This window comes from Streptomyces sp. NPDC041191 (genome assembly GCF_055591945.1).
In genome coordinates this window covers 87,349-100,153 of the sequence record NZ_JBVIZC010000007.1, presented here as the reverse complement: position 1 = coordinate 100,153, position 12,805 = coordinate 87,349, and the positions used below count along the sequence as shown (strand labels likewise).

Below are 12,805 nucleotides of genomic sequence, written 5' to 3'. Positions count from 1 at the left end.
CCCCGTGTCTCCGCGTCTCCCGGGTCCGGGCCCTTCCGAGGGCGGTCGACGCCGACGGGCGGGGAAGACACCGGGCCTCCCACCGGGACGGCACCGCAACGCTTCCGGCGAGAGGCGGCCGGTCATCCCGTCGCCTCCGCCACGGCCCCACCGGCCCGTGGCCGGGTACGCGTGCCCCAGCGGGCGAGGGGCGGTCCGGCGGCGCCCAGCGCCGCGAAGAACAACGCCAGCAGCAGCCAGCCCGCCGTACCGAGGCCGAGCACCACCGTGGTGAGGATCACGGGGGCGAGAGCCTGGCCCGCGCCGAAACCGAGGCCGAGGACGCCCTGGTACTGGCCCTGGGCATGGTCGGGGGCGAGCCCGAAGCCCAGGGCGAAGCACGCCGAGGATTCCCACACCTCTCCCAGGCTGTGGAAGAAGACCGCTGCCAGGACCAGCCCCACCGCGGCCCAGACCGGGGTGTGCGCCGCCAGTGCCATCGTCGGGCAGCTGACGAGGAAGAAGAGCCCCGCGGTGCGAAACGCCCTGCCGCCGTCGTGCGGGGTCTCGACACGGGAACCGATCCTGGTCTGCGTCAGCACGCAGAAAGCGGAGTTGACGGCGAACAGCGCGGCCACCGTCCAGCGCGGCGCTTCGGTGTGCTCGGAGATCCAGATCGGCAGGAGCAGGGAGACCACCGGGTACTGCAGTCCCATGGCGCCGTAGAGGGCGGTGAACGTCAGGAACGGACGGTCCCTGAAGACGAGCCGACGATGCTGTCGCGGCGGTTCGGCCGGCACCGGGTAACGGGGCAGCAGAAGCAGGAGCGCCGCGCACAGGGCGAAGCTCGCCGCGTTGCCGAGGATCAGCGTGACGTAGGCACCGCGGGTGTTCGCGGCCAGCGCCAGCCCGGCGCCCACCGTTCCCAGGACGACGCCCAGGTTGACGAAGGTGCGCAGCCTGGCCCGGAACAGGGCCGGGCGCTCTCCCCCGACCCTGACCACCAGAGCACCCCAGGCCGCCCCGCCGGCCGCCGCGGCGATCTGGTCGACCGTCGCGACGACCGTGAGCACGGTCCAGCTCTCGACGAGCACGAGGGCCGCCATCGACACCGCCTGGACCACGAGGGCCAGCATCATGACGGTGCGCGCGCCGCGCCGGTCGGCGAGGTGCCCGCCGGGTATCCCCGCGCACAGGCCGATCACTCCGGCGAGGGTGAGCGCGGCGCCGACCTGTACGGCGGGCAGGCCCACGACCAAGGTGAAGTAAAGCGCCGACGCCGCGTTGAACAAGCCGTTGCCGACCCGGTTGACGAAACTGGCGGCGATCAGCACGCGCTCCGGTCCGCTGTCCCCCGCCATCCGGCCCATTCGGCGTATTCGGCCCGCCGGGCCGCCCTTGGTCATGAGCGGCAGGCTAACAGCAGCCGTGGAGCCCGCCCCGAGCGCACCGGGACCGCGTGCCCCGGGCGTGGCACGGGGCCCTCCTCGTCGTGCAAGCGTGTCGCCTCGCGTCGGCGCCCCGAACCGGTCCGTCCGGTTCGGGGCGCCTCGAACCGGACGGACCGGACCGGGGCGCCCCGAACCGGACCGGCCGCTACCGCATCAGCAGCCCCGCGCCCGCCCCCGTCCCCTTCGTCTCCTCCGGCAGGGCCACCAGGCCGAGTTCGGACGGGTGGGCGAGGAGGGGGTGGGAGGGCAGGACGCGGACCGTGCAGCCGAAGGAGCCGGTGCGGTCGAGCTCCAGGGTGCCCGCGTACGGGAGGCGGCCCTCCAGGTCCGGGCCGCCCGCCGGCTTGAGGGTGACGGTGCGGACGGCGGTGAGGGTGTCGTCGGCGTCGGCCCGGCCGGTGACGGCCTGGACCTCGACGTCGTCGGGACCGAGCGCGCCGAGCGCCACCCGCACCCGGACGACCGGGGTCGCGCCCAGCTCCGCGTCGGCCGTGTCGTCCGCGAAGCCGTCGCCGACCTCGACGCGGTCGACGGCCACCCGGGGCCACGCCTCCCGGACCCGGGCCTTCCAGGCGGCGAGGTCCCGGGCGCGGGCCGGGGTGAGCGCCCGGCGGGCGCCGGCGGCGGGGGCGTACAACCGCTCGACGTACTCGCGGACCATCCGGTCGGCGAGGACCTTGGGGCCGAGGTCGGCGAGCGTGCGCCGGACCATCGCCACCCAGCCGGCCGGCACCCCGTCGGGGCCCCGGTCGTAGAAGCGGGGGGCGACCCGGCGCTCGATCAGCTCGTAGAGGGCGGCCGCCTCCAGGTCGTCGCGGCGCTCCTCGTCGGCGGCGACCGCGCCGTCGGCGGTGGGGATGGCCCAGCCGAAGTCCGGCTCGAACCACTCGTCCCACCAGCCGTCGAGGACGGAGAGGTTGAGGCAGCCGTTGAGGGCCGCCTTCATGCCGCTGGTGCCGCACGCCTCCAGGGGACGGAGGGGGTTGTTGAGCCAGACGTCGCAGCCGGGGTAGAGGCGGCGGGCCATCTCCATGCCGTAGTCGGGCAGGAAGACGATCCGGTGCCGGACCCGGGGGTCGTCGGCGAACCTGACCAGTTCCTGCACGAGCCGCTTCCCGCCGTCGTCGGCGGGGTGGGCCTTGCCCGCGACGACGAGCTGCACGGGCCGCTCGGGGTGGAGCAGCAGCGACCGCAGCCGGTCCTTGTCCCGCAGCATCAGGGTGAGCCGCTTGTACGAGGGGACGCGGCGGGCGAAGCCGATGGTGAGGACGTCGGGGTCGAGGACGGAGTCGGTCCAGCCGAGTTCGGCGGCGGCCGCGCCGCGCTGCCGCCAGGAGGCGCGCAGCCGTTCCCGCACGTCGGTGACGAGCCGTTCGCGCAGGGCGCGGCGCAGCTCCCACAGCTCCCGGTCGCCCGCGTCGGGGCCGAGCGGGCCGACCTCGGGGGCGACCCAGGTGGGGGCGTGGACGCCGTTGGTGATGGAGGTGATCGGCACCTCGTCGGCGTCGAAGCCCGGCCAGAGCCCGGCGAACATGGCGCGGCTGACGGCGCCGTGGAGGGTGGAGACGCCGTTGGCGCGCTGGGCGAGGCGCAGGCCCATGGCGGCCATGTTGAAGACGCCGGGGTCGCCGCCGAGCGGGGTCTCGTCGCCGAGGGCGAGGACGCGGGCGGTGTCGACGCCGGGGAGGGCGCCGTCCTGGCCGAGGTGGCGGGCGACCAGGGCGCGGTCGAAGCGGTCGATGCCGGCCGCCACGGGGGTGTGGGTGGTGAAGACGGTCCCGGCCCGGACGGTCTCCAGGGCGCTGTCGAAGTCGAGCCCCTCGCCCTGCAGTTCGCGGATGCGTTCGAGACCGAGGAAGCCGGCGTGGCCCTCGTTGGTGTGGAAGACCTCGGGGGCGGGGTGGCCGGTGAGCCGGATGTACGCGCGGACGGCGCGGACGCCGCCGATGCCGAGCAGCATCTCCTGGAGGAGACGGTGCTCGCTGCCGCCGCCGTACAGGCGGTCGGTGACGCCCCGCTCGCCGGGGGCGTTCTCCTCGACGTCGGAGTCGAGCATGAGCAGGGGGACGCGGCCGACCCGGGCGGTCCAGACGTGGGCGTGCAGGCTGCGCCCGCCGGGCAGGGCGAGGGTGACGCGGGCGGGGGTGCCGTCGTCCTCGCGGAGCAGGGTCACCGGCAGCTCGCCGGGGTCGAGCACGGGGTACTGCTCCTGCTGCCAGCCGTCCCGTCCGAGGGACTGGCGGAAGTAGCCGTGCCGGTAGAGCAGGCCGACGCCGATCAGGGGGACGCCGAGGTCGCTGGCGGACTTGAGGTGGTCGCCGGCGAGGATGCCCAGGCCGCCGGAGTACTGGGGCAGCGCGGCGGCGACGCCGAACTCGGGCGAGAAGTAGGCGACGGCGGCCGGCAGGTCTCCGGGCCGGTGCTGGTACCAGCGGGGGGCGCGGAGGTAGCCGTCGAGGTCCTCGGCGGCGGCGCGCAGCCGGGCCAGGAAGTCCTCGTCGGCGGCGAGGGCGGCCAGCCGGGAGGTTTCGAGGGCGCCGAGGACCCGGACGGGGTCGGTGCCGGCCGGGGCGCCGAGGGAGTCGAAGAGGGCCCGGGTGGGCTCGTGCCAGGACCAGCGCAGGTTGCTCGCGAGGTCGGCGAGGGGTCGAAGGGTGTCGGGGAGGACGGGACGCACGGTGAATCGACGGATTGCCTTCACGTGTTCCACCTTCGCAGGCGAGTACGGAGCGGAGCGGACGCACCACGCTGTGCGTCCGGCGTGCCGCTCCGACGTTAGGGCACGCCGCCCGGCCGGGCGGCGGTGCGCGGGCGGCGTCGGCGTGGCGGGGACGGGTTCCCGGGCGGGGACGGGTTCCCGGGCGGGGACGGGTTCCCGGGCGGGGACGGGTTCCCGGCGGCGCGCCCGCGCCGCCGGGACCCGTGTTCGCCCCGCCGGGACTCGCCCCGCCCGTCCCCGTCGATCCCCCACCCCCACCCGTCCCGTCCGCCCCTCACCCGCCCCTCACCCGTCCGGCCCCGTCCGCCCCCATGGGCACATCGCGTCCGGGGCACCCGTCTCCTCACCCGTCCGGCCCCCGGCCGAACGGGGGCCCGGTCCCGGCCGGAAGGAAGGCGCGAGGGAACAGATCCGGCCGTCTTCGGAGGTGACTTCAGGCGGTTCCGGCCCCTCCGACGTGCTCCGTCGGGCCCCTCCCCGCGAGGTCGGGCCCCTTTTCCTGTCCGACTCCCGGCCTTGCCGGTTCTGCTATGACCCAGTAGTCGACAAAGCGCCGGATTGCCCGAGGGTGCACCATGGGAAGGCTCCTCCGGTAACGCCAGGCACCCGTCCGTTCCTGACCCCCTTTCACCCTCGTGGATCGACCGTCCGGGTGAACGCGAACGGGAGCGGCCCCGCCCGCGACCCCCCGGCCGCCGGCGGAGCTAGAAAGAGCGCACCACCACCCGCACCCCCGTAAACCGTCAGGTGATGCTGTGAATCCGCTCATGGGACGCATTCCCGTACTGGACGTCCGCCCACTGGTCGACTGCGGCCGGCGCCCCGCGAAGGCGGTGGCCGGAGAGACCTTCGAGGTGACGGCGACCGTCTTCCGCGAGGGGCACGACGCGGTCGCCGCCAACGTCGTGCTGCGCGGTCCTTCGGGCCGTCCCGGCCCCTGGATCCCGATGCGGGAGCTGGCCCCGGGAACCGACCGGTGGGGCGCCGAGGTCACCCCGGACGCCGAGGGCTCGTGGACGTACGCCGTCGAGGCGTGGAGCGACCCGATCGCGACCTGGCGCCACGTCGCCGGGATCAAGATCCCGGCGGGCATCGACTCCGAACTGGTCCTCGCCGAGGGGGCCGAGCTGCACGAGCGGGCCGCGAAGAACGTGCCGAAGAAGGGCGGCGGCCGGGAGACCGTGCTCGCCGTCGCGGATACGCTGCGCGACCCGTCCCGGCCCGCCGCCGTCCGGCTCGCGGCGGCGCTCGCGCCCCGGGTGGTGGAGATCCTGGACCGTCACCCGCTGCGCGAACTGCTCACCTCCTCGCCGAAGTTCCCCCTCCGGGTGGAGCGGGAGCGGGCCCTGTACGGCGCGTGGTACGAGTTCTTCCCCCGCTCCGAAGGGGCGCGCACGGTCGACGGCCGGACGGTCCCGGGGAACTTCCGCACGGCCGCCGAGCGGCTGCCCGCGGTGGCGGCGATGGGCTTCGACGTGGTGTACCTGCCGCCGGTGCACCCCATCGGCGAGACCCACCGCAAGGGCCCCAACAACTCCCTGTCGGCGTCGCCGAGCGACGTGGGCGTGCCGTGGGCGATCGGTTCGCCGGAGGGCGGGCACGACGCGCTCCACCCGGACCTGGGCACCTTCGAGGACTTCGACGCCTTCGTGGCGCGGGCCCGGGAGCTGCGCCTGGAGGTCGCGCTGGACTTCGCGCTCCAGTGCTCGCCGGACCACCCGTGGGTGGAGAAGCACCCGGAGTGGTTCCGCCGGCGGCCGGACGGCTCGATCGCGTACGCGGAGAACCCGCCGAAGAAGTACCAGGACATCTACCCCCTCGCGTTCGACGAGGCCGGCGACGGCATGGACGGGATCGTCGCGGAGACCGTCCGGGTGCTGCGGCACTGGATGGACCACGGCGTCCGGATCTTCCGCGTCGACAACCCGCACACCAAGCCGGTGGTCTTCTGGGAGCGGGTGATCGGGGAGATCAACCGGGCCGACCCGGACGTGATCTTCCTGGCGGAGGCGTTCACCCGGCCCGCGATGATGCGGGCCCTGGGCGCGATCGGCTTCCAGCAGTCGTACACGTACTTCACCTGGCGCAACACCAAGGAGGAGCTGACGGAGTACCTGACGGAGCTGTCCCGGGAGACGGCGGCGCAGATGCGGCCGAACCTCTGGGTGAACACCCCCGACATCCTGCACGCCTACCTCCAGGAGGGCGGCCGGCCCGCGTTCGAGGTGCGGGCGGTGCTCGCGGCGACGCTGTCCCCGTCCTGGGGCATGTACGCCGGGTACGAGCTGTGCGAGAACACCCCGCTGCGCGAGGGCAGCGAGGAGTACCTCGACTCGGAGAAGTACGAACTGCGGCCGCGCGACTGGGAGGCGGCGGAGCGGTCGGGGGCCACGATCACCCCCCTGATCACCGCGCTGAACCGGATCAGGCGCCGGAACCCGGCGCTCCACCGGCTGCGGAACCTGGTCTTCCACCACGCCGACAACCCGCAGGTGATCGCGTACAGCAAGCGCGCGGGTTCGAACACCGTTCTGGTGGTCGTCAACCTCGACCCGCACCACACCCAGGAGGCGACGGTCTCGTTGAACATGCCGGAACTCGGCCTCGACCGGCACGAGACCGTGCCAGTGCGCGACGAGCTCACCGGCGAGACCTATCACTGGGGCAGGGCCAACTACGTGCGCCTGGAACCGGGCGTCACGCCCGCGCACGTGCTGGTCCTGCGACCGTCCCCGCAGACCGGAGGGTCACCCACCTCATGACTGTCAACGAGCCCGTCCCCGACACCTTCGAGGACACCCCCGCCAAGGACCGCGATCCCGACTGGTTCAAGCGGGCCGTCTTCTACGAGGTCCTCGTCCGCTCCTTCCAGGACAGCAACGGCGACGGCGTCGGCGACCTGAAGGGCATCACGTCCCGGCTGGACTACCTCCAGTGGCTGGGCGTGGACTGCCTCTGGCTGCCGCCGTTCTTCAAGTCCCCCCTGCGGGACGGCGGCTACGACGTGGCCGACTACACGTCGGTGCTCCCCGAGTTCGGCGACCTGGCCGACTTCGTGGAGTTCGTGGACGCGGCCCACCAGCGCGGCATGCGCGTGATCATCGACTTCGTCATGAACCACACCAGCGACCAGCACATGTGGTTCCAGGAGTCGCGGCGCGATCCGGACGGGCCGTACGGCGACTACTACGTCTGGGCCGACGACGACAAGCAGTACGCGGACGCCCGGATCATCTTCGTCGACACGGAGACCTCCAACTGGACCTTCGACCCGGTCCGCAAGCAGTACTACTGGCACCGGTTCTTCTCGCACCAGCCGGACCTCAACTACGAGAACCCGGCGGTGCAGAAGGAGATCCTGTCCGCGCTGAAGTTCTGGCTGGACCTGGGGATCGACGGCTTCCGGCTCGACGCGGTGCCGTACCTGTACCAGCAGGAGGGCACCAACTGCGAGAACCTCCCGGCCACCCACGCCTTCCTGAAGCGGGTCCGCAAGGAGATCGACGACCACTACCCGGACACGGTGCTGCTCGCGGAGGCGAACCAGTGGCCCGAGGACGTCGTGGACTACTTCGGCGACTTCCGGTCGGGCGGCGACGAGTGCCACATGGCCTTCCACTTCCCGGTCATGCCGCGGATCTTCATGGCCGTGCGGCGCGAGTCCCGCTACCCGGTCTCCGAGATCCTGGCGAAGACCCCGGCGATCCCGTCGGGCTGCCAGTGGGGCATCTTCCTGCGCAACCACGACGAGCTGACCCTCGAAATGGTCACGGACGAAGAGCGCGACTACATGTACGCCGAGTACGCCAAGGACCCGCGCATGCGGGCCAACATCGGCATCCGGCGCCGGCTCGCCCCGCTCCTGGACAACGACCGCAACCAGATGGAGCTGTTCACCGCGCTGCTCTTCTCGCTGCCCGGTTCGCCGGTGCTGTACTACGGCGACGAGATCGGCATGGGCGACAACATCTGGCTGGGCGACCGGGACGGGGTGCGCACCCCGATGCAGTGGACCCCCGACCGGAACGCCGGGTTCTCCTCCTGCGACCCGGGCAGGCTGTACCTTCCGGCCATCATGGACCCGGTCCACGGCTACCAGGTGACCAACGTCGAGGCGGGGATGGCCTCCCCGTCGTCGCTGCTGCACTGGACGAAGCGGATGATCGAGATCCGCAAGCAGAACCGGGCGTTCGGGACGGGGACGTACACCGAGCTCCCGGCGTCGAACCCGGCCGTGCTCGCCTTCCTGCGCGAGACCGCTCCCGAAGAGGGAATGGACGCCGACCTCGTCCTCTGCGTGAACAACTTCTCGCGGTTCGCACAGCCGACCGAGCTGGATCTGCGCCGCTTCGCCGGCTGTCACCCGGTGGAGCTGATCGGCGGGGTGGAGTTCCCGGCCATCGGGCAACTCCCGTACCTCCTGACCCTCGCGGGCCACGGGTTCTACTGGTTCCGCCTCAGGAGGGCCTGACACCGCACCGGTTCGGCCACGTCCACGGTGGGGCGGTTTCGCCCGTCCCACCGGGGGCACGTGAACCCACACGATTCAGGTCCATACGGGCCTTCTTCCCGGGCCCATACGGATCTTCCCCTTCCGACACGTCCCGCACTTCCGGACAGCCCAAGCCGCCATCCGGGACACTCTGCGCATTTGAACGTATACGAACGCCATTTGCGCGCCCCGGGGAAAGGACGCGACGCCATGCCGGAGACCGCATCCACCACCCGGGCGCCGGACGCCCTCCTTCCGTCCCTCGCCCCCCTGCTCCACGACTGGCTGCCACGGCAGCGCTGGTTCGCGGGCAAGGGCCGGCGGGTCACCGGATTCACCCTGGACGCGGCCACCGAGCTGCTGCCGCTGGACGGCCCGGGGCCCGGCCTCCTCCATCTGCTCGTACGGGTCGAACAACCGGGCCGCCCGACCGGTTCGCCCCCCGACTGCTACCAGTTGCTCCTGGGCGTACGGGCGCAGCTCCCGCCCCGCCTCGCTCCCGCCCTGATCGGACGCGTCCGGCAGGGACCGCTCGCCGGACGGGCCGTCTACGAAGGGCTGCGCGACCCGCGGCTCGCCGGCCTCCTCTACGAGCGGCTGCGCACCCCGGGCCGGACCGGCCCCCTGCGCTTCCACGCCACCAGCACCCTGCCGGCCGCGCTCGCGCCCCGCGTGCTCGACGCCGAGCAGTCCAACTCCTCGCTCGTCTACGGGGACGCGTACATCCTCAAGATCTTCCGCCGGGTGAGTCCCGGCGCCAACCCCGACCTGGAGCTGCCGCTCGCGCTCGGCCGGGCCGGCTGCGGCCGGGTGCCCGCGCCGGTCGCCTGGTTCGAGTCGGGGGCCTCGACCCTCGGGGTGCTCCAGCCCTATCTCCGGGACTCCCGGGACGGCTGGCGGCTCGCGCTCGACGCGCTGGCCGCCGGGCGGGAGTTCACCACCGAGGCGCGGGCGCTCGGCCGCGCCACGGCCGAGGTGCACCTGGCGCTCGCCGCCACGCTGCCCACGCGGCGGCTGGGGAAGGAGGAGGCGGAGCGGCTCGCCGGCGCGATGGACCGGCGGCTCCACGCGGCGGCGCAGGCCGTGCCCGCGCTGCTGCCGTACGTGCCGGGGCTCCGGGCCGTCTTCGCGGCGGCGAGCGGCGCCCCGGGGGCGGGGGCGCTCCAGCGCATCCACGGCGACCTGCACCTCGGGCAGACCCTGCGGGGCGCCGACGGGGCCTGGGCGGTCATCGACTTCGAGGGGGAGCCCGCGAAGCCGCTGGACGAACGGCGCAGCCCCCAGCCCACGGTCCGCGACATCGCCGGAATGCTCCGCTCCTTCGACTACGCGGCCCGCACCCACCGCCCCTGGAACGCCGACTGGGCGGCCCGCTGCCGCGCCGCCTTCTGCGCCGGCTACGCGGAGACGGCGGGCGCCGATCCCCGCTCGGACCCGGCGCTCCTGCGGGCCTACGAAACCGACAAGGCGGTCTACGAGGTCGTCTACGAGGCCCGCCACCGCCCGGACTGGCTCCCGGTCCCGATGGCCGCCGTCGAACGTCTGGCGGCGCTCCCGTGAGCTGCCCGTACCGGTCCGGCGTCTCTGTCCGGTCCGGCGTCTCTGTCCGGTCCGGAACCCCCGTCCGGACGGCCTCTCCCCCGTCCGGAGCGGTGCTCCGGGCCGCCGTGCCCCCGCCCGCCCGCCGGAAGCCCGACCCGCCCCGTTCGGCCGAGTGTCCCGGACGGCCGGCGGACCGTTCCGTATGCGTGTACCCCCCGTTCCCCTCCCCCTCTTCTCCCGTCCTCCAGGAGGCTTCGCCGTGACCGCCCGATCCGCAGGAAAGACGTCCACAGCCAGGAAGGCGCTCGCGTCGGACACTGCCGGGAAGGTTCCCGTGCCGGACCGGCCCGCCGTACGGAAGGCGCCCGTGCCGGACCGCCCCGCCGTGCCGAAGGCGTCCGCTCCGGACCGGCCGGCCGTGCGGAAGGCGCCGCCGCTCGACCCGGGCGACCGGGCACGGCTGCTCGCCGGCGAGCACCACGATCCGCACGGGGTGCTCGGCGCGCATCCGGTGCGCGGCGGGGTGGTGGTGCGGGTGCTGCGCCCGTTCGCCCGTGAGGTCGCCGTCCTCGTCAAGGGCCGCCGGATCACGCTCCACGACGACGGGGACGGCCTCTTCTCGGGCCTGCTGCCGCTGCTCCGCAAGGTGCCCGCGTACGAGCTGCGGGTGCGTTACGCCGAAGGGCCCGAGCTGGAGGTGCGGGACCCGTACCGCTTCCTCCCCTCGCTCGGCGAGCTGGACCTCCATCTGATCGGGGAGGGCCGCCACGAGGAGCTGTGGAAGGCCCTCGGCTCCCGGGTGATGACGCACGAGGGCGTGACCGGCACCCGTTTCGCGGTCTGGGCGCCCAACGCGCGCGGGGTGCGGGTCACGGGCGAGTTCACCTGCTGGGACGGCACGGGGCTGCCGATGCGCTCGCTCGGCTCGACGGGCGTGTGGGAGCTGTTCGTGCCGGGGATCGGCGAGGGCGCCGTCTACAAGTACGACATCACCCGGCCGGACGGTTCGCACACCCTGCGGGCGGACCCGATGGCCCGCCGGACCGAGTGCCCGCCGAACACCGCGTCGATCGTCACCGAGTCGCACTACGCGTGGGGCGACCGGGAGTGGATGGAGCGGCGGGGCGACCGCCCGGCCCACGAGTCCCCGCTCTCGGTGTACGAGGTGCACCTGCCGTCCTGGCGGCCGGGCCTCGGCTACCGCGAGCTGGCCGAGCAGCTGCCCGCGTACGTGCGGGACCTCGGCTTCACGCACGTGGAGTTCATGCCGGTGTCCGAGCACCCCTTCGGCGGCTCGTGGGGCTACCAGGTGACCGGGTTCTACGCGCCGACGGCCCGGATGGGCACGCCGGACGACTTCAAGTACCTGGTGGACGCGTTGCACCGGGCCGGGATCGGGGTCCTGATGGACTGGGTCCCCGCGCACTTCCCGAAGGACGACTGGGCGCTCGCGGAGTTCGACGGGCGGCCGCTGTACGAGCACGAGGACCCGCGCCGTTCGCACCACCCCGACTGGGGGACGCTGGAGTTCGACTACGGGCGCAAGGAGGTGCGCAACTTCCTGGTCGCCAACGCCGTGTACTGGTGCCAGGAGTTCCACATCGACGGCCTGCGGGTGGACGCGGTGGCCTCGATGCTCTACCTGGACTACTCGCGCGAGCACGGCGAGTGGGTGCCGAACGAGTTCGGCGGCCGGGAGAACCCGGACGCGGTGGCGTTCCTCCAGGAGATGAACGCGACGGTGTACCGGCGCTGCCCGGGGATCGTGACCTTCGCGGAGGAGTCCACGGCCTGGGACGGCGTGACGCGCCCCACGGACCAGGTGGGGCCGGGCGGCTTCGGCGGCCTGGGCTTCGGCATGAAGTGGAACATGGGCTGGATGCACGACTCCCTGGAGTACGTGCAGAAGGAGCCGGTGCACCGGAAGTACCACCACGACGAGATGACGTTCTCGATGGTGTACGCGTACAGCGAGAACTACATCCTGCCGATCTCGCACGACGAGGTGGTGCACGGCAAGCGGTCGCTGGTGTCGAAGATGCCGGGCGACTGGTGGCAGCAGCGGGCCAACCACCGCGCCTACCTGGGCTACATGTGGGCCCACCCCGGCAAGCAGCTCCTCTACATGGGGCAGGAGTTCGCGCAGGGCGGCGAGTGGTCGGCGGACCAGGGACCGGACTGGTGGCTGCTCGACCCGGCGTACGGGGCGGAGGCCGACCACCGGGGCGTGCGGGACCTGGTCCGCGACCTGAACGCGGTGTACACGGCGACGCCGTCGCTGTGGGAGCGGGACACCTCCCCGGAGGGGTTCGCGTGGGTGGTGGGGGACGCGGCCGACGACAACGTCTTCGCGTTCCTGCGCTTCGACGGCCTCGGCTCGCCGCTGCTCGCCGTGTCGAACTTCTCGCCGGTGGTCCGGGACGGCTACCGGCTCGGCGTGCCGGACGCCTTCGCGGCCTGGACGGAGGTGCTGAACACGGACGCGGCCCGGTACGGGGGCTCGGGCGTGGTCGGCACCGACCCGGTGAAGACCGAGTCGGTGCCGTGGCACGGGCGGTCGTCCAGCGTGCGGATGACGCTGCCGCCGCTGGCGACCGTGTGGCTCAGGCCGGCTTGAAGGGC

6 protein-coding genes are annotated in these 12,805 nt (G+C 73.2%); 4 read left to right on the top strand and 2 right to left on the bottom strand.

Annotated elements, in window-relative coordinates:
* Window positions 1-122 precede the first annotated feature (122 nt).
* Complete coding sequence (locus ACZ6AQ_RS15670; RefSeq protein ID WP_468760298.1) at window positions 123-1,385, bottom strand: MFS transporter; 1,263 nt, start codon at window positions 1,383-1,385, stop codon at window positions 123-125.
* A gap of 190 nt (window positions 1,386-1,575) precedes the next feature.
* A complete protein-coding gene (glgP, locus tag ACZ6AQ_RS15665) occupies window positions 1,576-4,131 on the bottom strand; it encodes an alpha-glucan family phosphorylase (RefSeq protein ID WP_468760297.1) in 2,556 nt (851 codons plus the stop codon).
* Window positions 4,132-4,916: 785 nt separating this feature from the next.
* On the opposite strand from glgP, the gene ACZ6AQ_RS15660 reads away from it, so the two are divergent.
* From ACZ6AQ_RS15660 to glgB, 4 genes are all read left to right on the top strand, one after another.
* Window positions 4,917-6,911, top strand: a complete 1,995-nt coding sequence (locus tag ACZ6AQ_RS15660; RefSeq protein WP_468760296.1) for an alpha-1,4-glucan--maltose-1-phosphate maltosyltransferase — start codon at window positions 4,917-4,919, stop codon at window positions 6,909-6,911.
* Window positions 6,908-8,620 (top strand): maltose alpha-D-glucosyltransferase, encoded by a 1,713-nt coding sequence (gene treS, locus ACZ6AQ_RS15655; protein ID WP_388689080.1) that lies wholly within the window; start codon window positions 6,908-6,910, stop codon window positions 8,618-8,620. Before ACZ6AQ_RS15660 ends, treS begins: the two co-directional genes overlap by 4 nt.
* 231 nt (window positions 8,621-8,851) lie before the next feature.
* A complete protein-coding gene (locus tag ACZ6AQ_RS15650; protein ID WP_468760295.1) occupies window positions 8,852-10,201 on the top strand; it encodes a maltokinase N-terminal cap-like domain-containing protein in 1,350 nt (449 codons plus the stop codon).
* 241 nt (window positions 10,202-10,442) lie between these two features.
* Window positions 10,443-12,800 carry a 1,4-alpha-glucan branching enzyme gene (gene glgB / locus ACZ6AQ_RS15645; RefSeq protein WP_468760294.1) on the top strand — a complete coding sequence of 786 codons (2,358 nt, stop codon included), beginning with the start codon at window positions 10,443-10,445 and terminating at the stop codon, window positions 12,798-12,800.
* Window positions 12,801-12,805: the final 5 nt, after the last annotated feature.

Excerpts from the sequence above, each read along its gene's own strand:
- ACZ6AQ_RS15670 (WP_468760298.1), bottom strand. The coding sequence starts at position 1,385 with ATGACCAAGGGCGGCCCGGCGGGCCGAATACGCCGAATGGGCCGGATG.
- ACZ6AQ_RS15660 (WP_468760296.1), top strand. The coding sequence starts at position 4,917 with ATGGGACGCATTCCCGTACTGGACGTCCGCCCACTGGTCGACTGCGGC.
- treS (WP_388689080.1), top strand. The coding sequence starts at position 6,908 with ATGACTGTCAACGAGCCCGTCCCCGACACCTTCGAGGACACCCCCGCC.
- ACZ6AQ_RS15650 (WP_468760295.1), top strand. The coding sequence starts at position 8,852 with ATGCCGGAGACCGCATCCACCACCCGGGCGCCGGACGCCCTCCTTCCG.